This is a genomic window from Vibrio sp. HB236076 (assembly GCF_040957575.1).
Taxonomy (GTDB): domain Bacteria; phylum Pseudomonadota; class Gammaproteobacteria; order Enterobacterales; family Vibrionaceae; genus Vibrio.
In genome coordinates, this window is record NZ_CP162601.1 from 140,567 (window position 1) to 162,918 (window position 22,352).

Genomic DNA, 22,352 nt, shown 5'->3' on the forward strand with positions numbered 1-22,352 from the left:
ATGTGCCACATGTATCAAAAACGTTGTTACACTCATAGCGAGCTTTACCAGACTGGTTACACAGAGAATGTCGTCTCAATGTTAAGCTTCAATAAACGTGATTTTTAGGCGTAAAGCGGCAGAGACTCAGCTTATTTACCGTCATCGTCTGCGCGAAGGCGGTGTTATTTTTTGTCTTTTTATTAATCAACGAGAGTTAGGCATTATGTTTAAGTCAGTGCGCGCCGAGTGGATTCTCGTGGCGACCACAGTGTTAGCTGCCGCCGGGTGGATATTTTCTAAACAGGCGATAGAGGGATTACCCCCGATTGGATTTATTGGTATTCGCTTTGTCTTGGCGGCGGTGTGCTTATTGCCTTTTTGTTATCGCGCACTCAAACTCGCCAGTGCCCGAGATTGCTTAACCTCGATGGCGGTTGGGTTAGTATTAAGCTCTGCTATTTTTTGCTGGATTTACGCCATCTCGCTCTCTGAGACGTTAGGAGAGGGGGCCTTTATCATGAGTTTGGCGATGTTGGTGGTCCCTTTGCTGGCTTGGCCGCTGTTTGGCCAGCGGCCTCCTCGGGCATTTTGGCTCGCGCTGCCGATTGCTATCGCTGGGCTATTTTTATTGTCGTGGCACGGCGAATGGGTGGTATCGTCCAGTCAGATCTGGTTTTTAGCCGCCACAGTGCTGCTCGCCTTACACTTTAATATCAATAGCCGGTATTCTTTGCGATTACCCCCGATTTTGCTGACGACATTGCAGCTGTTCTCCGGTGGCTGTTTTGGCCTGGTGTTGTCCTCTTTTTTTGAAGTTTGGCCAGACAGCGTGCCTTGGATCACGTGGCAATGGGTGGCACTGAGCATTGTGCTGGCAACCAGTATTCGCTACCTCGTTCAGACCATAGGTCAAAAATACTGTCAGCCAACTAATGCCGCATTAATTATGTTGCTCGAACCTATTTTCACCTTGATACTGAGTATTGTGATTTACCAAGAGCAACTGACCTTAAATAAGACCTTAGGCTGCGGGCTGGTACTTTTGTCGATTTTGTTTTACCGACTCGTGTCTTTAAAGCGTCGTTGAGGCGGAAAGTCATACTCATTAACAAAATAGTCTTACCCGTGTGGGCGAAGGGTGTTACATTCTATCTATAGGAAACAATTGGTTAGAAAGTGACAATATCAATCTAAACAAGTAACGGGTTACCCTAATCGGCGCACAGCGAAATGGGGCCGGAGTTGGATTGGTATGGCTTTTGGCGTTGTCGGTTTATTGTCGAGGTGTATCCATGCAAGATAACTATAAAATTTTGGTGGTTGATGATGACGCAAGGTTGCGTTCATTATTGGAGCGTTATTTGAGTGAGCAAGGATTTCAAGTTCGCAGTGTAGCGAATGCTGAGCAAATGGACCGCCTACTCACTCGTGAAAATTTTCACTTGATGGTACTGGACTTAATGCTACCTGGTGAAGATGGCTTATCGATTTGCCGTCGTTTACGCGAGGCCAATAATGCCATGCCGATTTTAATGTTGACAGCAAAAGGCGATGAAGCTGATCGCATCATTGGGTTGGACGTCGGGGCTGATGATTACTTGCCCAAGCCGTTTAACCCCAGAGAGTTACTGGCTCGTATCAATGCGGTGATGCGGCGTCAGACGGTTGAATTACCGGGTGCGCCGAGTGCGGAAGAAACCTTGGTTGAGTTTGGTGATTTTAAGCTGAATTTAGGCACGCGCGAGATGTTTCGCCATGATGAGTTGATCCCATTAACATCCGGCGAATTTGCGGTGCTCAAAACCTTGGTGTCGAAGCCGCGCGAACCCATGTCACGCGATAAATTGATGAACATGGCCAGAGGCCGCGAGTATTCTGCGCTTGAGCGTTCTATTGATGTACAAATCTCGCGCTTACGCCGTTTGATTGAAGAAGATGCCAGCAAACCGCGTTACATTCAAACGGTATGGGGACTCGGCTATGTCTTTGTTCCTGACGGTCAAAAAGTCTAATTTCTTTCGATTCACGAGATAGCGCTCACTTTGGTGGGCGTTTGTTTTTTTAGGTGGCCTCTATGATGCGCAGCTCGTTTACTCAATCCGTGTGTATCTTTCTCTCTTTGCTGATCGCCAGTCAGGTGTTTTCTTACTATACGGTGTTTCACTATGCTCTGATGCCGAGTTTGCAACAGTTTACGAAGATCCTCGCCCATGAACTCGATGTCGTACTCGATAATCACGATACCTCTCAAGAGCTTGAACCACTGCAATTGAAGTTGCTACAGCGTTTAAATGTCACTTTACATCCTGAGGCCGATCCCGACGCCAGTCGCGATTTTCAACAAGCCATGCACATCGAGGTGATGAGTGAAGAAATGACGCAAGCACTCGATACGCCAACAGAGGTTCATCTGGGGTTAGGGAAAGACAGTTATATTCTGTGGATGAAAGCCGATGCTCTGCCTGGTACTTTAATTCGAGTCCCCCTTTCAGAGTTGCAAGAAGAAGATTTTATTCCTTTATTTCGCAATAGTTTATTAGTGTCGTTGCTCATATTAGCCGGGGTGTGGCTATTTATGCGGCTGCAAAACCGACCATTAGTCGCACTTGAAAAAGCGGCAAAGGAAGTGGGGCGAGGTCATATCCCCCCGCCTTTACCTGAAACCGGCGCGTCAGAAATCCGCTCAGTGACAAAAGCCTTCAATCAGATGTCTAAGGGGATTCAAGCCTTAGAAGAGGACCGGACCTTACTCATGGCCGGGATTAGTCATGATTTACGCACGCCACTCACGCGAATTCGCTTAGCGACAGAAATGATGTCGCCGGAGGACGATTACTTAGCTGAAGGGATCATTAGCGATACCGAAGAGTGCAATGAAATCATTGGTCAATTTATGGATTACTTAAAACCGACAGATACGCAATCCTTTAGTGAAGTTGACTTGAATGAAACGGTACAAGAAATCCGCGACTCTGAACGCCGTGAAGGCATCGACATTGAGTCGTCATTACTCGATCCTTTACTGCCGGTTTGTGGACAAAAAATTGCTATCAAACGCGCAATCACGAATTTAGTGGTCAATGCGATTCGCTATGGTAACGGTTGGGTACGTTTATCGACGGGCTTAAGCGCTGATCATCAATTAGCGTGGGTTTTGGTTGAAGACAATGGCCCTGGGATTGCTATCGATCAAATTGGCAGTGTGTTTGAGCCGTTTACCCGAGGTGATGCGGCGAGAGGCAGTGAAGGCACTGGGCTTGGTCTGGCGATTGTAAAAAGAATCGTCAGTCAGCACCAAGGGTCCTTGATTGTGAATAATCGTCCCGATGGTGGACTAAAAGTGCAATTGTGCTTCCCGACTCATGGTAAGAAAAAAGTGCGTTTGAATCTGAAAAAAGCCACACCTGGCGGGCGCCATTACAGCAATAACAATCACAAGTAGCGCAAGTCGAATCGTAAAAAAGCCACTGCTTATCGGCAGTGGCTGTGGTGATCATCGCTTGGCAACGTTAGGGTTGACTCTCGTTTTCTTGAACGCTCTCCGCCGTGGTTTCGGGCAGAATCAAATTGAGTAAAATGGCGGTGAGTCCGCCCGCGGCGACGCCGGAAGAGAGGATGTTTTTCACCATCTCTGGCATAAACTGTAAAATATCGGGTTGTTGAACGACGCCCAGCCCCATCGAAAAAGACAAGGCCATAATCAAAATGGCGCGACGGTCGAGCTCAACGCGCGCGATAATACGAACCCCTGCGGCGGCAATGGTGCCAAACATCACTAATGTTGCACCGCCAAGAACCGGTTCAGGGATCCCTTGTACAAAAGTGGCAACGGAAGGAAACAAACCAAGAATCATTAACATGACGGCGATAAAGTAACCGACATAACGACTCGCGACGCCAGTTAACATGATGATGCCATTGTTTTGGCTAAAGGTTGAGTTGGGAAAGCTGTTGAGTAAAGCCGCCAACGCAGAGTTGATGCCATCGGCCAGCACGCCGCCTTTGATGCGTTTGATGTAAACTGGGCCTTTGACGGGTTCGCCAGAGACTTCTGATGTTGCGGTGATATCGCCAATCGCTTCTAATGCGGTAATAATAAACACCAACACGAGTGGAATAAACAAGCTCGCATCGAAACTGAGCCCAAATTGCATTGGGTGTGGGATAGCAATCCAAGCTTGCTCATTCGGGGTACTGGGTTTGACCATGCCGGTAAAGTAAGCAACCACATAACCCACCACCATGGCGATAACGATTGACGCAACACGCAAGTACGGTTGACGGCTGCGGTTGAGTAAAACAATGATGGCCAATACCAATCCCGCTAAGCCCAAATTCGACAATTGACCAAAGGTGTTGTCCGACATGGCAGCGTACCCACCGCCAATCGAGACTAAGCCGACTTGAATGAGCGTTAAACCAATCAAAGTGACAACAATGCCAGAGACCAATGGAGTAATGATGCGCTGTGCGTAAGACAATACCTGCGACAAGATGACCTCTGCGCTCGAGGCAACCAAAATGGTACCAAAAATCGCGGCCATCATAGTTTCAACATCGGCGCCTCCAGCTTTGAGTGATAATCCTGCGCCGATAATTGGGCCAAGAAAGTTGAAACTGGTGCCTTGAATGGACAGAAGCCCAGAACCGATTGGCCCGAAGCGACGAATTTGGATCAGTGAGCTAAGGCCTGAGGCAAATAAAGACATACTGATAATGGTATTGGTTTGCTGGCTATCCACCCCTAAAGTTTGACAAATAATCAAGGAAGGCGTGATCACAGCAACAAACATGGCCAATAGATGCTGAATGGCGGCAAAAAGTGTTTGCGGCAGAGGCGGGCGGTCATTGAGTTGGAAAATCAGTTCGGAGTTTTTCGTCGGACCAGACATAACTAGATTCCTTGCAAATAAGCGTATTAATAGGTGACACCGATTACTCTGTGGTTGCGGTTATACCAATCTAACTAAATAGCGGGTTAAACACTCGATAACGTCGTTAAGAACATCACGGGTAGAATAACGACGGAGGTTCTTCTCTTTATAAGCCAAGAGGTTGCCTTGTTCTCAAGCGTTTTCCTGCGCACCTATTGACCACAGACTTAACCAGATGGGTATTCATCAGAGCGGATACCCTAAAGCGGGAGCCGTTTGTTCAAAAAGCGTGGTATAACCGTACTATTATTGATAACAAATCATCACTTGGCATAAGAAGGCGCTGATTATAAAGGCTTTCTTTGAGAACGCAAACGGTTGCTATTTAATGCCAATCTAATTAAATAGCAGGTCACCCTGGCGGGCTAAAAAACGCGATAACATCGTTGTGAAAATAACTGGTAGAACAACGACTCACTGTCTTGTCTTTATAAGCAAATAGGTTGCCTTGTTCTCAAGCTTGATTCTGCGCTTTCCTTGACCACAGACTTAATCAGATTGGTATAAGGTGTGCGAATCAGACCCCGTGGGGCACGACGGGTAAACCCATGAGGTCGGCATTAGGCGCGCGAATACACATCCCGATCACCGAGCCAGCGGTCAATAATATCTTTAGCATTGGTTGGGTATTGATCGTGAAGGTGACGAGCAAGGCGCTGTACTTCGGGGATCAAATATTGGTCGCGCATCAAGTCGGCAATTTTAAAGTCGGCAAGGCCTGTTTGTTTGGTGCCAAGCAATTCCCCGGGACCACGAATCTCAAGGTCGCGCTGTGCAATCACAAAGCCATCGTTGCTCTCGCGCAATACCGCCAGGCGTTTTTGTGCCGTTTTAGACAATGGAGAGTGATACAGCAAGACACAATGACTGGCGACAGAGCCACGACCGACGCGACCGCGCAACTGGTGAAGTTGAGCAAGCCCCAAGCGTTCGGGATTTTCGATGATCATTAAGCTGGCATTGGGGACATCGACACCGACTTCAATCACGGTGGTGGCCACTAATAACTGTAATTCGTTTTGTTTAAACGCCTGCATGACTTGTTGCTTTTCCGCGGCTTTCATTCGGCCGTGTACTAAACCTATTTTGAGATCGGGCAAGGCAGCTTGGAGCTCAGTGGCAATATCGGCAGCGGCCTGTGCTTCAAGCACTTCGGATTCGTCGATCAGGGTGCAGACCCAATAGGCTTGTTTGCCTTCGTGTTGGCAGGCGTGACGGACACGCTCAATGATGTCCCCGCGTTTACTGTCTGGAATGGCAACCGTTTGGATCGGGGTTCTCCCGGGGGGCAGTTCATCGATCACTGAGGTTTCTAAATCGGCGTACGCCGTCATGGCCAGCGTGCGAGGAATGGGGGTCGCTGTCATGATTAACTGGTGAGGATAATAACCTTGTTTGGCCCCTTTTTCTCGTAGTTCAAGTCGTTGATGAACGCCAAATCGATGTTGTTCATCAATGATGACCAAGGCGAGGTTGTCAAACTGCACTTGTTGTTGAAATAGGGCATGAGTGCCGACCACCATTTGTGCGCGCCCATCGGCTATCGCCGCGAGTTGTGCCTCTTTTGCTTTGCCTTTGAGTTTGCCAGCCAGCCAGCCGACCTGTATGCCCAGAGGCTCAAGCCATTGAGTGAAATTGATAGCGTGCTGCTCGGCAAGCAGTTCGGTTGGTGCCATGAGGGCAACTTGAAAGCCTTGTTCTATCGCTGAGAGAGCGGAAAGCACGGCAACCAAGGTTTTTCCTGAGCCGACATCGCCCTGAACCAAGCGCATCATAGGACGAGGGCGCTGTAAATCGCGCTCTATTTCTGTCACGACTCGGGATTGAGCCGCGGTTGGAGTAAAGGGCAGTGCCGCCAATAATTGTGCTTTTAACGTTTTGCTGGGCGCGAGTGCTCGGCCCGGATCGTGTTGCCCTTGTTGGCGAACGGCGAGCATAGAGAGGTTTTGCGCCAGCAATTCTTCCATGATCAGGCGAACTTGAGCCGGGTGCTTGCCTTGCTCAAATTGCTCGAGGTTAATATCTGGTGAAGGCCGGTGGATGAGATGCAAAGCCTGAGCAAGGGTAATTTGTTGCGGATACAGGCCTTGTGGCAGCAATTCATCGACGGCTGTGCTGTCGAGCAGTTTTAGCGCTTGGTCTGTGAGTTGACGTAAGGTCGTTTGCCTAAGCCCTTCGGTGGTTGGGTAAACCGGAGTGAGGGTTTTCTCAATAGCACTTTGATCCTGATTGGCAAAGAATTGATAATCGGGATGTGCCATTTCTAGTCCATAACTGCCGCGCTTTATTTCACCATAGGCGTAAACGCTCTTGCCTTCGGCAAAATTGTTTTTCATTGCTGCCGTAAAGTGAAAGAAGCGCAAGGTTAGTGAACCATTGCCGTCACTGATTTTTACCGTCATCATTTTTTTTCGGCCGAAGAGAGTATCAACCGCTTTGACTTGACCTTTGACGGCGGCCCAAAGGCCAGGGTGAAGTTGGGAGAACGGGTACAAGCGGGTGCGATCTTCATAGCGAAGTGGCAAGTGAAACAGTAAATCTTGTACAGAATTTAGGCCAATTTTCGCCATCTTTTCCGCAATTTTACTGCCGACACCAGATAAACTGGTTAACGGAATTGCTGACATCATTTGAGACATACGCCGCCACCTTGTGTTTTACCGACCAATATCACGAAAGCCCATGGTTAGGCATAACCGAATCAATAAGATAAAGTAAACCATCTCACTGTTTATTTGTACAGATAAAGTTTATCTCTTGTGATTTATCTCGTGTCAATTCAACCAGGGTCAACATCATGGATTTCATTGTCATCTTGAGCGGATTTTTGTTGCATCGCCTGCCACCAAGCCTCATCAGCGAGAATCTGTCCTCGCTCATCGATTTGCGGGTATGGAAGGCCTTTTTTCTGTGCCACTTTCGCCAGCACCGGGTGACCTCGCTCAAAGACAATACGGGCAATAGTCTCATCACTTAACGCGACAGAAGGTTGTTGATAAAGGCCTTTCTCTGAGCGCTGACGTTGCGCTTCAAACAATATGGTGGCACTGGCCACAGAGACATTCAACGATTGCACCATGCCAACCATAGGAATGATAATGTCTTGATCGGCAAGAGAAAGGGCGTGTTGTGATATTCCTTCTTTTTCGCTGCCGAGGATGATTGCTGTCGGTTTGGTGTAATCGATTGTGCGAAAGTCCACCGCACGCTCAGAAAGGTTGGTGGCCAACACTTGCATGCCTTGAGATTTTAACTCGGCGACGGCACAGTCGATGTTTGGGTGAGTATGGACTTCAACCCAGTTTCTGGCACCGGCTGAAGTATGTGCAAGCATCTGCATTTTTTCATCCGGCCAAACCGCGTGAATATTGTGCAAGCCGACCGCGTCGGCAGTGCGGATCACGGCTGAGACATTATTGGGTTTATGGACTTGCTCTAAACACAAAGTGAGATCGGGCTGGCGAGCTTTGAGAACCTCGAGGATGCGGTGGTAACGTTCTATATTCATAAGCGATGAGAGATTCAATGGCGACCTCTATTTTGGCAGAGGTCGCTAGCAATAACCCGGTTAACTTTTGCGGCGTTGAACGCGCGTTGTGTGTGGCATGACGCGGATCTTCTTCATGATGCCGGCAAGGTGGACGCGATCTTTGGTCGTCAAGAGCACGGTGACCGTATACAAACGACCATCGCGTTCTTCGGTGGATAAGCCGTGAATGTTAGAGCCGGTATTGGAAATAACATTGGTTAGCTCAGCCAAAGCACCTTGGTGGTTGTGCATATCGACTTTGAGCTCAGCGATGAACTCTTGATCGTACTCGTCTGACCAAGTGACGGCCATGTATTTGTCGGGCTCTTTTTGATAGCCGCGAACATTGGAACAGGTTTCACGGTGTACGACTAGGCCGCGACCCGGAGAGACATGCGCAATGATGGAATCGTCGGGGATCGGGTGACAGCAGTTGGCAAAAGTGAGCAAAATCCCTTCCGAGCCACGAATGGGGAGTTTGCGTTTGCCTTCGTTGGTCGGCAGCTCTTTTTCTTCTTTCTGCTCATCATCGATTAGGCTATCGAGCTCACCGAGTAAGCGACGAGCAATGACAATACTCATCAGTTCGCCCAGACCAATCGCGGCTAAGAGGTCATCTTGGCAAGAGAGCTTAAGCCCTTGCAAGACATTGTCGAGAACTTGCGGTTCAATATCCGCCAGCGAGTGCTCGCCGAGGGCGTGATTGAGTAAGCGACGCCCAAGCGTGATGGACTCTTCACGGCGCATGGTTTTCAGTACCTGACGGATTTTAGTGCGCGCACGCGATGTGACGACATAATTGAGCCAGGCCGCATTTGGGCGAGCGCCAGGTGCGGTAATGATCTCAATTGTTTGCCCGTTTTTCAGTGCTTTACTCAAAGGGTAAGGGTAGCGATCGACTCGGGCGCCGACGCACGTGTTACCCACATCAGTGTGAACAGCGTAAGCAAAGTCGACCGGTGTTGCCCCAGCGGGCAGTTCGACAATCCGTCCTTTAGGTGAAAACACATAAATCTCATCGGGGAACAGATCCGATTTAACGTTTTCGATAAACTCAAATGAGTTGCCCGCGCTTTGCTGCAATTCTAGTAAGCTTTGCATCCAGCGCTGAGCTTTCACCTGGGCTGTGGTGCCACTGTGTTTATCGCCTTTCGCTTTGTAAGACCAGTGAGCTGCAACCCCTTTGTCGGCCATTTGATCCATATCTTCCGTTCGAATCTGCACTTCAACTGGCACCCCGTGTGGGCCGACCATTGAGGTGTGAATCGACTGATAGCCGTTGGCTTTAGGGACGGCAATATAGTCCTTCATACGACCCGGACGCGGCTTGTACAAGCTGTGGACCTGACCCAGTACGCGATAACACGTATCGGCACTGTCGACAATAACGCGAAACGCGTAAATGTCCATAATGGTATGAAAACGTTGCTCTTTACTTTTCATCTTGTTGTAGATGGAGTAAAGGTTCTTTTCCCGGCCGAGTACTCGAGCATTGAGACCGGCGTCTTGCAGGCGGCCTTCAATCTCTTGATGAATGCGTTGAATCATCTCTTTGCGGTTACCACGAGCGGCTTTGACCACTTCTTTTAACACCTTGTATCGATTGGGATACAAGGCTTCAAAACCGAGCTCTTCTAACTCGGACTTTATATTGTGGATACCGAGGCGGTGTGCCAAAGGCGAGAAAATTTCGAGTGTCTCACGAGCAATGCGGCGGCGCTTGTCTGGGCGAAGTGCTCCTAGAGTACGCATATTGTGGGTGCGGTCAGCGAGTTTGATCAAGATAACGCGAATATCTTGGACCATGGCCAACACCATCTTGCGAAAGTTTTCGGCTTGCGCTTCTTTGCGGTCGCGAAACTTCAACTTGTCGAGCTTAGAGACCCCATCGACCAACTCTGCCACGGTGTGACCAAATTGATTTTCGAGATCTTGCTTAGTGACATCGCAATCTTCAATCACGTCGTGAAGCAGTGCTGCTTGCAGTGTTTCGATATCCAGATGCATTTCTGCCAGGATACGTGCCACGGCGACAGGGTGGATGATGTAGGGTTCGCCACTTGAACGAGTTTGTCCTTCGTGAGCGTTTTTGGCTACCACATAAGATTGACGCAGAGCCTCAATTTGAGGCTCTGGTAAATACTCTTGGGCAACATCTTTGAGACTATCAAATAGATACAAATTACAGGCCCGAAGTTGCTGGTGAGACGAGGTATACTTAACGGTTGTGAGTGATGCTGCTCACTGCGGCAAGTTCAGCGGCTTCTTGCTCTTGCTGCTCTTGACGTTCACGGGCATCGAGGACTTCTTTTGTGATCAAGCCTTCTTCGATTTCGCGAAGTGCGATCACGGTTTGCTTATCGTTCTCTTCAGGGACCAATGGATCTTTTCCACCGGTTTGAATTTGACGAGCGCGGCGAGCCGCAATGAGAACTAAGTCGAAACGGTTGCCAATTTTTTCAACAGCGTCTTGAACTGTTACGCGTGCCATGAGAACTCCAATCAATAATAAAAATCTAGAATGACGAGAAAGTATACTGGGTATTTGTTGTTTATACTACAGCCACTTTCTATTTGGTAGTGGGTATTAGCCGATTATTGAGATAATAAAGCGTCTAACATCCCTTTGTATTTCACACTTTGTTTGTCTTGTTTGAGACGTTCAGCGCGCAAAATAGCCTTAAAGTCGGTTAAGGCATTATCAAAGTCATCGTTGACGATAACGTAATCGTACTCACTAAAGTGTGAGATCTCTGATTTTGCTTCTGACATGCGCTTGGCAATCACTTCTTTGCTGTCTTGGCCGCGAGTGGTTAAACGGCGTTCTAACTCACTGTTAGACGGCGGCAAAATAAAGATGCTTCGCGCGAGAGGCATTTGCTCGCGAATTTGTCTAGCGCCTTGCCAGTCGATGTCTAAAAAGACGTCGATGCCTTGTTCTAAGGTTTGTTCAATCCAAGGACGAGAAGTGCCGTAATAGTTACCAAACACCTCAGCGTGCTCTAAAAAGGCGCCTTCAGCAATCAGGCTTTCGAACTCACCACGCGAGACAAAATGATAGTGTACGCCATCTTCTTCACCAGGGCGCATGTCACGTGTTGTATGCGAGACTGACACTTTCATCGCGTAAGTTGGGTTTTTCTCCAGTAGAGCAGAAATAAGACTCGATTTGCCTGCACCGCTCGGGGCTGACACGATATAAAGAGTACCTTTGCCTATCATAGTGATTCCACGTTGGTTGGGTGAAGTCGAAGAGAGACGACTTTGAAACTCAAGTGACTAAGCTTAGCACAGTCTTGATACTGGCCAGTGTCGTCAAGTGATAAAAATGGAGCGGAAGAGTATCACGATCCTTAGGATCTTCTCAAGCCATCTGCTGTGGTAAATTTATCATCACTGCACTCTGCGACCGTGAACATAAAAAAAGCGCCCCAATGAGAGGCGCGGTAAGCTAAGGGAGAAAGCTTAGTGAAAATTAATACCCCTTCCAAGGAACCAGTTTCGTTTCCAGGTAGCGCATAAAGAGATCAAATAAATAGGCGACCATACCAATAATGATGATACCGGCGATCACAACATCGGTTTCCAAAAACTCGGCGGCGTTTAGCACCATATAACCAATCCCTGCCTGCGCAGCAACCATTTCACTGGCGACCAATGTCGTCCAACCAAAACCAATACCAATGCGCAGACCCGTCAGGATTTCAGGCATCGCGCTCTTGATGATCACGTGATAGAGAACTTGAAACTTTGATGCGCCCATTGAGTAGGCCGCTTGAATCTGTTCGCTTTTGGCTGAGGTCACCCCAGCTCGAGCACTGAGGGCGATGGGCGCAAACATCGCGAGGTAGATCAAAGTGACTTTACTGGTTTCATCAATACCTAGCCAAATAATGACTAAGGGCAAATACGCCAAGGGTGGCAGTGGGCGATAAAACTCAATTAGGGGATCAAAAATGCCGCGCACCCAAACGTTACAGCCAATCAAGATACCAATGGGGACTGCGGTTATCACAGCAAAGAAGAACGCGCCAAACACGCGTGTTAAACTGGCTTGCATGTGCTCGCCAAGTGAAACACCGGCAAACCCATTGTTGATGAGATCGCCAAAGCGTTGAAAGACATCCAGCGGAGAAGGCAAAAACAGCGGTTTAATCCAACCCGCTTCGGTGACCAGAGTCCAAAGTAGGACAAAGAAAATCGCAGACAAAATCGAAATGAGCTTGGAGTTGCCCTGGCCGGGTTCTCCGTAGTATTTGCCCGGGGTTAACGTGTAGTTTTTGAGTTTGTTGAATAAGGTGGTCATATGTGGCTCCGGAGCGTAAGTGTCTGCTTCACTAAGCGCGGGTTTGGCTACAGACTCTTCCCTTGTGGTTTCATGTATAGTTTCGTCATTGAGGCGAGTGATGTCTGGGCTGCTCATGCGACCTCCTCTGAGGTTTCATCTTGGTGAATGATCGACAAAATCTTCTCGCGCATCTCAATGAAGTCTGGCATGGATTTGACTTTACGAGCATCGCGACACGCTAAGAAACGCTGATTGAAATCGAGCTCAAAACTGTGGGTGATTCGACCTGGGCGTGGCGACATGACGATCAGGCGCGAAGCCATAAAGAGCGCTTCTTCCACACTGTGAGTAATGAAAAACATCATTTTATTGGTCGCTTTCCATGCGTCGAGCAACAGTTCTTGTAACACTTCTCGAGTGAGAGCATCGAGCGCGCCAAGCGGCTCATCGAGCAAGAGAATACTGGGGTCGTTGGTGAGGGCTCTTGCGATGCCAACGCGTTGCTGCATCCCGCCAGAAAGTTGATAGACCTTGTGATGATGAAAATCTTCCAAGCCAACCAATTGCAGATACTTGGCGGCTCGCTCGATGCGTTCTTCTTTGCTGACCCCTTGTAATTTAAGGCCAAATGATGTGTTTTCTAGTACGTTCATCCAAGGAAACAGCGCGTGTTTTTGAAATACCACGCCGCGTTCTGCGCCGGGGCCAGTGATTTGATCGCCAATATCTCGGCCCATTTGTACTCTAGGGAAGCCTTCTATTTTAGAATCGCCTAAGGTGAGGTAACCCGATGAGGGTTGAATAAAGCCCGCCATAAGATTGAGTAGGGTGGTTTTGCCACAGCCCGATGCCCCGAGAGCAACGACTAAATCGCCCTGATTGATTTCTAGGTTAACCCCAGAAAGGGCAGTCACCGGATCGCCTCCTTGGAGGTCTTTATAGATAACTGATACATCCTGTATCTTCAAAACTTTTCCATCTGACATGCGAACTATCTCCGTGTTGTGTACTGTCGGGCTCCCTGTGTTAACCGCGAGGAGTTAACACAGGGGAGGAGGGATTACATTGCAGCGGCTTTTTCCGCATACGTTGGATTGACGTAAACGCTGTAATCGGGTTGAACCTTAGTGATTTTCTTCTCTTTAAATAAGAAGTTAGACGTGGTGGTCAAGGCTTGCGTTGCGCCGCCTTTTTCGCCACAACCCAACCATTGACAAGAGGTTTGTTGATCAAAATCGAGGAACTCATAAAGCGCGAGAGCATTGATGGCGTCTTGAGGCTGACCACCGGCTAACTTGGCGACTGAGATGGCAAGTGGGCTTTGTGCGTTAATGGTTTCTTTTTCCGCTTTGTATTGGTCATCCACGCCTTTTAATGTAGCCAGGAATTTCACCACAAACTCTTCGTTATCCTTGGTAAAGGATTTGTTGGCAATCACACCGTCGAAGGTTGGGCGGCCCCATGCGCTAAGCTGTTTGGAAGAGATTAATACGTGACCATCTTGCTTGATGCGAGCCAGTGCCGGATCCCAAATGAAAGCACCGTCAATATCGCCACGTTCCCAGGCGGCCATAATTGAGTTTGGCTGCATATTGATCAATTTGACATCTTCTTGTGATAGGCCAAATTGTGAAAGGGCGAACAGCATGTGATAGTGCGTAGTGGAGACGAAAGGCACGGCAATGCGTTTGCCTTTGAGATCCGAAGGCGAGGTAATGCCGCTTTTATCGCTAACGACAAGGGCTTCGGCATCGGCAATGTTTTCCATGATCCAAATCAGTTCAATGTCCAAACCTTTACTGGCGGCACTGGCAATTGGGCTAGAGCCTGCCATGGTAATATCGACGGCGCCCGATGCCATCGCCGTAATTGCTTTCGCACCAGAGTCGAATTTGCGCCATTTGATCTCATAGCCAGTGGCTTTTTCGAACATCTTAGTATCGATGGCATATTTCATCGGGTTGTAAACGCCTTGATAGCCTATGGTCACCTCTTGGGCGGCAAAAGCGGAAAGCGAGGCAAAAGCCGTTGATGCAATTACTAATGATTTAACTAATGTTGATTTTAGGAATTTTCCTGTTTTCATCGTCACATCCTCATTGTGTTGATTTCTTAACCACCTTAAGGCGATTTATAGAGCCAGTGTAGAGCCAAATTGAATCTTTATTGGGCCAAAGTTGCACTAAAACAGTGCCCATATTTGGTGCGAAAAAAGAGTAATTATTGGAATTCTCACTACTACACCATTCATTTTCGGACTGAAGTCATGCCTTAACTCTTGTCCTAGCCTGTACCGTCGGCTTGAGCGTATGGCAACCACTCATTGCGCGACGTTGGTGTCCATGCATTTATGATGCTAACGGCGAATGTTTTGTCTTTGCCTGTGGATAAACCATTTTTGGCCCTATATGGAAACATGCTATTTGGCACCATCTGGCTCTATTTTTAGGTCCAGATGGTGCCAGATGGCATGTTTTCTGCTTGTTTGCCCCCAAAGGCCAAATGGATTGGGGCCAGATAGCAAAAGGGACAGCAATGAAAAGCGATCATCTGATTCACATTCAATTTACCCCTGAGCGCAGTTTGCAAGAGCAAATTCGCGAAGTGCTGATAGAAAATATCCGCCAAGGAAAGTTCGATAGTAAGCCCTTACCTTCATGTCGAAAAATGGCAGCCATGCTCAGAGTGTCTCGCAACACCGTGGTATTGGCCTACGCGCGCTTAGTGGATGAAGGCTATCTTTACTCCCATGAGCGCAGTGGCTATTTCCCGACCGAGCAGGCTCTACAGCTCGATATTAAGCCACTGCGGCCGAATGGCGATGTATTGACTCAGTCTGGATTGCCGAGTGGTTTTTGGCGCAAACGCATCAAACCCGACCTTGATTCACAGCGCAACATTGAAAAGCCCGCCAATTGGCAGCAATTTCCCTATCCGTTTTTATTTGGTCAACCCGATCACACGCTATTTCCTCTCTCTCATTGGCGTGAATGCGGGCGACTGGCACAGCGCAATACGGTGATCAAAGACTGGATCAGTGATTTTGTCGATCACGATGACCCGATGTTAATCAAACAGCTGCAATCGAACGTTTTGTCTAAACGGGGGATCAGTGCCAAACCCGAGGAAATATTGATTACCATAGGAACGCAAAATTCCCTCTACCTTTTGGCCGATTTATTGGCTGATGAGACGACGACGTTGGGAGTGGAAGAGCCCGGTTGGCCAGATGTTCGCAATATTTTTATGCGCCACCAAGCCAGGCTTAAGACACTGCCTGTGGATCAGCAAGGTTTGGTTATTGATGATGCGCTGGCAGAATGTGATTATTTATACACCACGCCCAGCCATCAAATACCCACCAATGTCACGATGCCAATGGCACGGCGTCAACAGCTATTAGAATACGCCGAGCGCCATGATTTTTTGATCATCGAAGACGATTACGACAGTGAAGTGAATGCGATCAGCGAGCTGTCGCCATCACTGAAAAGTTTGGATCAAAAAGGCCGGGTGATTTATGTCGGTAGCTTGTCCAAAACGCTATCACAAGGGTTGCGTTTAGGCTTTATGGTGGCCGACCAAGCTTTGATCCGCGAGGCGAGAAAGTTACGCCGCCTCATGTATCGTCATCCGCCGGCCAACAATCAGCGTACCTGCGCGTTATTCATTTCTCTGGGTCATTACGATACGTATTTGCGACGGCTACGCAACAGTTATGCTGAAAAGTGGCAGGTGATGCGTCAAGCGATAGAAACGTATTTGCCGTATAGCATAACCTCGAGTACGGTCGGGGGCAGTGCTTTTTGGTTGCGATTGCCCGATGGCGTGTCGGCGCAGCACCTCGCTAGCCAAGCTCGTGAGGTGGGAGTACTCATTGAGCCGGGTGATGTGCATTTTCATGACCTAGCGCGATGTCCGGGCAATTTTATTCGCCTTGGCTATTCCGGTATTGATATCAATAAAATCAGTGCAGGTATAAAAACACTATCGCAAGTATTGGCGCAATTTGAACACTGGCAAGATGGGCAAAGCATGCGAAATAGGTCTGGCTAGAGTGTGCGATAGCCAGACCGGTATCCGTTAGTGTTGTGCGTCTTTGCTGTGGTCAGTCACTGAGTGCGTGTCACCGTGCTTGGTCAGCTTATCGAGATATCCCATGGCAAAAGCCGATAACACAAACGTGATGTGCAGCAGTAGATACCACTTTATTTTCTCACCATCGATGTTTTCTACTTCCATAAACACTTTAAGTAGATGAATCGATGAAATGGCAACAATGGAAGCGGAGACTTTATTTTTTAATGAGTTGGTATCGAGTTTGCCAAGCCAACCTAATTTATCCGCATCTTCGCTAAGGTCGATTTTGGACACGAAATTCTCATAGCCAGAAAACATGACCATCACAATTAAGCCGCCCACCAAAGATAAGTCGATCAGAGATAAAGCAAGTAAGATGAGATCGACTTCACCAACGCTAAAAATCATCGGCAATAAGTGAAACACTTCTTGAAAAAATTTGATCCCCAAAGCCAACAACACCAAACTTAGGCCAAGGTAGATCGGTGCCATAATCCAACGCGACGCGTATAGCAAGGTTTCTATTAGTCGTTCCATAATGTCAATTTTTATAAAGCAAAAGAAACAGTTTACTTATTATGTACAGGTAGAGCTACAAAAAAAGCCCATCCTTGCGCTTGGCAAGAATGGGCTTTTTTTCATCGCACAATGGCTTAAAACATACCGAGATTACAGCACGGTAATGATTTTTTCTTGCGGCAGTCGCGCTTTTGGCAAGCCGTAGTTGTAATCTTCACCGTCGAGGTGGTAGCCCATTGCCACGGCAACGTGACACTCGTAACCATCGAGCTCTTCGGCAAAAATTTCACTGATCATCTCAGGGTCGACACCTTCCATCGGAGTGGCATCAATATCGAGACGCGGTAGGAAGTGCAGTAAGTTACCCAGTGCAATATAAAGCTGTGCTTTAGTCCAATGGCCGTTAAAACCTTGCTCATCGGTTTGCGAAGCCGCAAAGCCAAAAGCGCCATTGAGCATCGCATCGTATCGCTCTGCGGGTAAATGACCTGAAGACACTTCAACATCAACGACTTTACGGTAATCGTCGAGTGTGAACTTAGGGTTGTGAGCCATGAGGATGATGTGCGACGCTTCTGTGGCATGCGGTTGGTTGAACTGATGCATGCGAGCAAAAGTGCGATCAAAACGCTGCTTGGCTTCATCACTTTCTAGGATGATGAATTTCCAAGGTTGAGAGTTAATCGAAGAGGCAGATAAGCGTAACGCTTCACGAATGACGTCCATGTTTTCAGCACTGATACGCTTATTGGCATCAAATTTCTTTGTGGTGTAACGCTTTTGTAGTTCAGTAATGATTGGGTGTGTCATATTCGCTTCCTCGTAAAGGATAAAAATCACAAATGCAGTGAACTGCCTAGAGGCGGTCATTATTGAGCAAGATAGTGAGCAACACGAGAGACGAATAATCCAAACTTAATGGATATATTTATCCATAATGATGTGACTTTAATCAAAATACATGGCCAAAAGCTGCTATAAATTGGACTTTGAAATCCAACAAATGGCGAAGCCACGTTCATCGGTATAAATGGTCAAAATCGTCGATATACGCATACCAATAGGGCGGAGTACCAATGTGGTCTTGCAAAAATTGCATGAACTCTTGTACCAGTTTGGTGTGTTTTCGATGTGGGTACACCGCGTAAATGCCTTTGCCTTTGGTCGAGAGTGCGTAGTCGGGCAGTAAAGGCCGCAAACCCAATTTGGACAAGGGGGCGCTGAGGTTAAATAAGTCAATAACCGCATAGCCTACCCCATCTTGCACCAGGTTGAGTAGCGTCTGTACATCATTGACCTTAATCGGCCCTGACATCTTATAGCTTTTTAGATTGTGTCCATGTGGTGTGTCACTCATTAGCACCGAGTCTAAGGTGACGTCGCGATTGGCATAAATAATCGCAGGCAATTGCATCAGAGCTTCTGGGCTGGTCGGCGTACCATAACGGCCAATAAAGCTCTCTGAGGCCACTAGGGCAAAATGGGTATTGGCAATTTTTTTGGCGATTAAGTTGGAGTCGTTCATCTTGCCCATTCGAATGGCGAGATCGAACTTTTCAGCGATGATGTCGGTGCGTTTATCTTCGAGAGTCAATTCAATTTTAACATCGGGGTAGCGGTTGATAAACGCACTGATTGCCGGCTGTATGTGCAATTGACCAAGGAGTAATGAGCTGGTGATGCGCAACACGCCTTTGGGCTGGTCTTGGTATGAGTGTGCAATGTCCTGGATATTGTTGATGGTGCTCAGGAGCAGTTTGGCTTGTTCGACAATTTCCTCGCCGGCTGGGGTCAGCGCCAATGCGCGAGTCGAGCGATTGAGCAATTGGATTCCCAAGTCAGCTTCGAGTTTTTTGATCTGTTTCGACAATTGCGAATTGTCGATATTTTTCAATGCGGCTACTTTGCTAAATGAGCCTTGTTGAACGACATCGAGAAGTAAAGACAGTTGCTCTGGTAGGCCCATATGTACCCCGTGAATAATAGCCGGTGAAACTCTATATTGGCCATAATGTTTAAGTGCTTATCGGCCATCGATGAAAACGGATCACTGAGTGATATTTTGAGAGAAATCAGATTTCACTAGTTGCTCGTCATGTCGATGTGTAATAATTTGTTACACACTACCAACTGCGGAGTAATTTTAACATGATGTCTCGTTGTCGAACTTTACTGGCGTCTAGCGCGCTGATTTTATCTACTTTTTCTGCTCACTCTATCGCTGACACCCCAGAGTATACTGGGAATGATCTCAACCAACAATTGGTGATGGCCACCATGTGGATGCAAGTGTCTGGCGAATATCGCGCTTTGGCACACCAAGCATTTAATCTGGCCCATCTGCAGTTTGATAAAGTGAAAAATACTTATCAAGGCGATAAAAAACTGGCTGTGGTTGTCGATGTTGATGAAACCGTACTGGATAACAGCGCTTATGAAGCTTGGTTATTGGGTCAAGACAAAGGTTACTCAAGCGAGACTTGGAATCAGTGGATGGCGGCCTCACAAGCGATCGCCATTCCTGGAGCTGTAGACTTTCTCAACTATGTGGTCGAGCAAGGTGGTGATGTTTTCTATATTACTAACCGCAGAGAGGTTGGTTATGAGGGCACAGAGCGCAACCTAAAAGCGGCGGGTTTCCCACAAGTGGATAAAGCGCATTTGATATTGAGAACCGACACCAGTAACAAAGAGCCACGTCGACAAGCGGTAGTGAAAGATCACCACATTGCTTTGTTAATGGGTGATAACTTGAATGATTTTTCCAAGGATTTCCACGTTAATTCTCTCGAAGAAACTTACCAAGTTGTCGAAGATAACAAAGAAAAATTTGGTGCCGAATTTATCGTTTTGCCTAACCCTACCTATGGTGATTGGGAAGGTAAAGTGTACAAAGGCAATTGGGGCGCTTCAGCGGCCGACAAAGATGCCATGCGCAAAGAAGCACTGCGTTACTGGGATACGGAAACAAAATAATCGCGTTATCTGATCATATTGATAAAAAGCAGAGCATTGAGCTCTGCTTTTTTATTACACTTGTAATGCCACTTCGAGTAACTCGAGTCGGTCTTGACCCCAAAATTGCTCCTCTTGCAACCAGTATGACGGCGAGCCTAGTACGCCTTTGGCAACCGCTTCCTCGGTATTCGCTTGATATTGCGCCAAGGTGCTTTCCTGTTTGGCGAGGCTCAATACGTCTTGGGCATCCAATTGATGCTCTAACAGTAGTTGCGTGAGCACGTCTTCATCAGCAATGTTCTGCTCTTGCGACCAGCAGGCACGCATCACGGCCCCAGCAAAGGCACTGACTTCTTTACCTTGTTGTAATAAAGCGATGATACAGCGATCGGCTAGGCTTGGATCGACAGGGAAATATGTCGGTTGAATGTTCATCGGCTGTTGACGAAATTCAGACCAGCGCTTGAGCTCGGTCAACCGGTACGCTTGGCGCGACTTGGGGCGTTGGCCTAGTGGTAAAGCGCCCGAAGCGCCAAAAACGGGCCCGAGCTGAATTGGTTTATAGTGAATCTTCACCCTGTATTTTTCGGCTAATTGATGCAATTTTTGTTGGCCCAAATAAGCAAAGGGTGACAGGCTGGTGAAGTAATAATCCATCTCTTTCATCGTGGTTTCCTTGTTCGTACGGCGAGGGCGGCAATGAGTCAGGGGAATACACCGGGTTGGCGAGTCGTTCACACCTGACCCGTCGTTTTAAAGATCAAATTGAGCAAAGTAGTGATCGATCATATCGAGCATTCTTTGTTTGTCTTGGCACAGGCGGCGATAGGTCCTAAGACCAATGATATGCACTTGTAACATGCTGGCTAGTGACTGCGGGTCCTGTTTTGCGTCGATTTCCCCTGCCTCGATGGCGGCTCGAAAAAAGTCAGCCATGGCACTTTCAATTTGTGCCAGTGCTTGTTTGGCGGTGGCGAGTAAATCCGCATTGTTTTCTTCGGTGAGTTCAGAGATGCTTTTTACCAATAAACACATTTCGTTTGGCGCCGTGTGTGCTCTTTCTATTACGGCAAAATGCACAAAACTTTTGATCGCTTGTAACGGCGATTCATGTTGCTGACGATACGTAGCAAGTAGGGCTAGCGATTGATCTGCATAGTGTTCAAGCACCCGTTTAAAAAGCCCTTCTTTACTGCCAAAGGCGGCGTAAATGCTGCCTGGGCGCATATCTATTTTTTCCTGTAATGCGCGCATGGATGTGGCGTGAAAGCCTTTTTCCCAATAGAGCTCAGTAGCTTTTTCGATGGCGATTTGAGGGTCGGTTTTGATCATGATATTTCTCATTGGGCTTGAACACTTGTTCAATTATCGCTTGAACAAGTGTTCAAGTCCAGTTATATTCGATCTCAGTCGTTAATTGAGACGCAACTTAAAACTATTTGATCGAAAGGAGCCAGTATGACTCAATTTACAATCCACGATGTAGAAAGTGCCCCGCAACAAAGCAAAGCGTTATTGCAAAAATCGCTCGATGGCTTTGGTATGATCCCAAATCTGCACGGTGTGATGGCAGAAGCTCCTGGGCTATTAGAAGGTTACCAAGTCTTGCATGGCCTATTTGCCAACAGCTCGTTTAACGCCGAAGAGCTGACTGTGGTATGGCAAAGTATTAACGTGGAGCACGAGTGCCATTACTGCGTTCCCGCCCATACTGGGATTGCCAAATCAATGAAAGTCGATGATGCGATTACCGATGCACTGCGCAATGAAACCCCGCTAGCAGATGCCAAGCTCGAGGCGCTGCGCACGATGACATTGGCCGTGGTTCGCCAGCGTGGCGCAGTGGAGAAAGAACAAGTCGAGGCCTTCTTTTCTGCGGGTTATGAGCAGCGCCAACTGCTTGAAATTATTCTAGGTTGCGCGCAAAAAGTCATGAGTAACTACGTTAACCATATTGCAGAGACCCCGGTTGATGAACCTTTCAAGGCATTTGCGTGGTCTAAGTAATCCGTTATACCCTGAGAGAACGTCGTGTGCTTGACCGCGAAGGTGCATACGGCCA

Annotated in this window: 19 protein-coding genes and 1 pseudogene; 6 read left to right on the top strand and 14 right to left on the bottom strand. The window is 47.8% G+C overall.

Annotated elements, in window-relative coordinates:
* The first annotated feature begins 205 nt into the window (after positions 1-205).
* The 3 genes and pseudogenes from AB0763_RS00625 to envZ all read left to right on the top strand — a co-directional run.
* Positions 206-1,069 (top strand): DMT family transporter, encoded by an 864-nt coding sequence (locus tag AB0763_RS00625; RefSeq protein WP_306101853.1) that lies wholly within the window; start codon positions 206-208, stop codon positions 1,067-1,069.
* A gap of 205 nt (positions 1,070-1,274) precedes the next feature.
* Positions 1,275-1,994, top strand: coding sequence for a two-component system response regulator OmpR (gene ompR / locus AB0763_RS00630; RefSeq protein WP_306101854.1), 720 nt, complete (start codon positions 1,275-1,277; stop codon positions 1,992-1,994).
* Between the two features lie 62 nt (positions 1,995-2,056).
* A pseudogene (gene envZ, locus AB0763_RS00635) lies at positions 2,057-3,343 on the top strand (two-component system sensor histidine kinase EnvZ); the annotation flags it as partial.
* A 148-nt stretch (positions 3,344-3,491) separates the two neighbouring features.
* Here the strand turns inward: envZ and AB0763_RS00640 are convergent.
* From AB0763_RS00640 to tauA, 9 genes are all read right to left on the bottom strand, one after another.
* Positions 3,492-4,874 (bottom strand): uracil-xanthine permease family protein, encoded by a 1,383-nt coding sequence (locus AB0763_RS00640; protein WP_306101855.1) that lies wholly within the window; start codon positions 4,872-4,874, stop codon positions 3,492-3,494.
* Between the two features lie 602 nt (positions 4,875-5,476).
* Positions 5,477-7,555: an ATP-dependent DNA helicase RecG gene (recG, locus tag AB0763_RS00645; RefSeq protein ID WP_306101856.1), complete on the bottom strand. Its 2,079-nt coding sequence runs from the start codon at positions 7,553-7,555 to the stop codon at positions 5,477-5,479.
* Positions 7,556-7,695: 140 nt separating this feature from the next.
* Positions 7,696-8,424, bottom strand: a complete 729-nt coding sequence (trmH, locus tag AB0763_RS00650) for a tRNA (guanosine(18)-2'-O)-methyltransferase TrmH (protein WP_306101857.1) — start codon at positions 8,422-8,424, stop codon at positions 7,696-7,698.
* A 60-nt stretch (positions 8,425-8,484) separates the two neighbouring features.
* On the bottom strand, positions 8,485-10,626 hold the full coding sequence (gene spoT, locus AB0763_RS00655; RefSeq protein ID WP_306101858.1) for a bifunctional GTP diphosphokinase/guanosine-3',5'-bis pyrophosphate 3'-pyrophosphohydrolase: 2,142 nt from the start codon (positions 10,624-10,626) through the stop codon (positions 8,485-8,487).
* A 37-nt stretch (positions 10,627-10,663) separates the two neighbouring features.
* Positions 10,664-10,936 (bottom strand): DNA-directed RNA polymerase subunit omega, encoded by a 273-nt coding sequence (gene rpoZ, locus AB0763_RS00660; RefSeq protein WP_306101859.1) that lies wholly within the window; start codon positions 10,934-10,936, stop codon positions 10,664-10,666.
* Positions 10,937-11,040: 104 nt separating this feature from the next.
* Entirely contained in the window at positions 11,041-11,664 is a 624-nt protein-coding gene (gene gmk / locus AB0763_RS00665; protein ID WP_306101918.1) for a guanylate kinase, read from the bottom strand.
* A gap of 256 nt (positions 11,665-11,920) precedes the next feature.
* Positions 11,921-12,868, bottom strand: a complete 948-nt coding sequence (locus tag AB0763_RS00670; RefSeq protein WP_306101860.1) for an ABC transporter permease subunit — start codon at positions 12,866-12,868, stop codon at positions 11,921-11,923.
* Entirely contained in the window at positions 12,865-13,719 is an 855-nt protein-coding gene (locus AB0763_RS00675) for a taurine ABC transporter ATP-binding protein (protein ID WP_306101861.1), read from the bottom strand. The genes AB0763_RS00670 and AB0763_RS00675 overlap by 4 nt, the downstream gene beginning before the upstream one ends.
* Positions 13,720-13,793: 74 nt before the next feature.
* The gene (tauA, locus tag AB0763_RS00680) at positions 13,794-14,819 is read right to left on the bottom strand and encodes a taurine ABC transporter substrate-binding protein (RefSeq protein WP_306101862.1); all 1,026 of its coding nucleotides are present in this window, start codon (positions 14,817-14,819) and stop codon (positions 13,794-13,796) included.
* A 449-nt stretch (positions 14,820-15,268) separates the two neighbouring features.
* On the opposite strand from tauA, the gene AB0763_RS00685 reads away from it, so the two are divergent.
* Positions 15,269-16,789, top strand: a complete 1,521-nt coding sequence (locus AB0763_RS00685) for a PLP-dependent aminotransferase family protein (protein WP_306101863.1) — start codon at positions 15,269-15,271, stop codon at positions 16,787-16,789.
* Positions 16,790-16,816: 27 nt separating this feature from the next.
* Here the strand turns inward: AB0763_RS00685 and AB0763_RS00690 are convergent, their stop codons facing one another.
* From AB0763_RS00690 to AB0763_RS00700, 3 genes are all read right to left on the bottom strand, one after another.
* On the bottom strand, positions 16,817-17,350 hold the full coding sequence (locus tag AB0763_RS00690; protein WP_306101864.1) for a TIGR00645 family protein: 534 nt from the start codon (positions 17,348-17,350) through the stop codon (positions 16,817-16,819).
* A 132-nt stretch (positions 17,351-17,482) separates the two neighbouring features.
* On the bottom strand, positions 17,483-18,142 hold the full coding sequence (locus AB0763_RS00695) for a nitroreductase family protein (protein ID WP_306101865.1): 660 nt from the start codon (positions 18,140-18,142) through the stop codon (positions 17,483-17,485).
* A 208-nt stretch (positions 18,143-18,350) separates the two neighbouring features.
* Positions 18,351-19,298: a LysR family transcriptional regulator gene (locus AB0763_RS00700; protein ID WP_306101866.1), complete on the bottom strand. Its 948-nt coding sequence runs from the start codon at positions 19,296-19,298 to the stop codon at positions 18,351-18,353.
* 182 nt (positions 19,299-19,480) lie between these two features.
* Between AB0763_RS00700 and AB0763_RS00705 the strand changes: the two genes are divergently transcribed.
* Positions 19,481-20,308, top strand: a complete 828-nt coding sequence (locus tag AB0763_RS00705) for a 5'-nucleotidase, lipoprotein e(P4) family (RefSeq protein WP_306101867.1) — start codon at positions 19,481-19,483, stop codon at positions 20,306-20,308.
* A 54-nt stretch (positions 20,309-20,362) separates the two neighbouring features.
* Here the strand turns inward: AB0763_RS00705 and AB0763_RS00710 are convergent, their stop codons facing one another.
* Positions 20,363-20,956 (bottom strand): 2-hydroxychromene-2-carboxylate isomerase, encoded by a 594-nt coding sequence (locus AB0763_RS00710; RefSeq protein ID WP_306101868.1) that lies wholly within the window; start codon positions 20,954-20,956, stop codon positions 20,363-20,365.
* Between the two features lie 87 nt (positions 20,957-21,043).
* Positions 21,044-21,622, bottom strand: coding sequence for a TetR/AcrR family transcriptional regulator (locus AB0763_RS00715; protein ID WP_306101869.1), 579 nt, complete (start codon positions 21,620-21,622; stop codon positions 21,044-21,046).
* A 126-nt stretch (positions 21,623-21,748) separates the two neighbouring features.
* On the opposite strand from AB0763_RS00715, the gene AB0763_RS00720 reads away from it, so the two are divergent.
* A complete protein-coding gene (locus AB0763_RS00720; RefSeq protein WP_306101870.1) occupies positions 21,749-22,297 on the top strand; it encodes a carboxymuconolactone decarboxylase family protein in 549 nt (182 codons plus the stop codon).
* Positions 22,298-22,352: the final 55 nt, after the last annotated feature.

Bases quoted from the DNA above. Each gene is read 5' to 3' on its own strand.
- AB0763_RS00695 (WP_306101865.1), bottom strand. From the start codon at position 18,142: ATGACACACCCAATCATTACTGAACTACAAAAGCGTTACACCACAAAG.
- AB0763_RS00715 (WP_306101869.1), bottom strand. From the start codon at position 21,622: ATGATCAAAACCGACCCTCAAATCGCCATCGAAAAAGCTACTGAGCTC.
- AB0763_RS00705 (WP_306101867.1), top strand. From the start codon at position 19,481: ATGATGTCTCGTTGTCGAACTTTACTGGCGTCTAGCGCGCTGATTTTA.
- AB0763_RS00640 (WP_306101855.1), bottom strand. From the start codon at position 4,874: ATGTCTGGTCCGACGAAAAACTCCGAACTGATTTTCCAACTCAATGAC.
- ompR (WP_306101854.1), top strand. From the start codon at position 1,275: ATGCAAGATAACTATAAAATTTTGGTGGTTGATGATGACGCAAGGTTG.
- AB0763_RS00700 (WP_306101866.1), bottom strand. From the start codon at position 19,298: ATGGGCCTACCAGAGCAACTGTCTTTACTTCTCGATGTCGTTCAACAA.
- AB0763_RS00710 (WP_306101868.1), bottom strand. From the start codon at position 20,956: ATGAAAGAGATGGATTATTACTTCACCAGCCTGTCACCCTTTGCTTAT.
- AB0763_RS00625 (WP_306101853.1), top strand. From the start codon at position 206: ATGTTTAAGTCAGTGCGCGCCGAGTGGATTCTCGTGGCGACCACAGTG.
- AB0763_RS00685 (WP_306101863.1), top strand. From the start codon at position 15,269: ATGAAAAGCGATCATCTGATTCACATTCAATTTACCCCTGAGCGCAGT.
- trmH (WP_306101857.1), bottom strand. From the start codon at position 8,424: ATGAATATAGAACGTTACCACCGCATCCTCGAGGTTCTCAAAGCTCGC.
- recG (WP_306101856.1), bottom strand. From the start codon at position 7,555: ATGTCTCAAATGATGTCAGCAATTCCGTTAACCAGTTTATCTGGTGTC.
- AB0763_RS00690 (WP_306101864.1), bottom strand. From the start codon at position 17,350: ATGGAACGACTAATAGAAACCTTGCTATACGCGTCGCGTTGGATTATG.
- rpoZ (WP_306101859.1), bottom strand. From the start codon at position 10,936: ATGGCACGCGTAACAGTTCAAGACGCTGTTGAAAAAATTGGCAACCGT.
- AB0763_RS00720 (WP_306101870.1), top strand. From the start codon at position 21,749: ATGACTCAATTTACAATCCACGATGTAGAAAGTGCCCCGCAACAAAGC.
- tauA (WP_306101862.1), bottom strand. From the start codon at position 14,819: ATGAAAACAGGAAAATTCCTAAAATCAACATTAGTTAAATCATTAGTA.
- AB0763_RS00670 (WP_306101860.1), bottom strand. From the start codon at position 12,868: ATGAGCAGCCCAGACATCACTCGCCTCAATGACGAAACTATACATGAA.
- AB0763_RS00675 (WP_306101861.1), bottom strand. From the start codon at position 13,719: ATGTCAGATGGAAAAGTTTTGAAGATACAGGATGTATCAGTTATCTAT.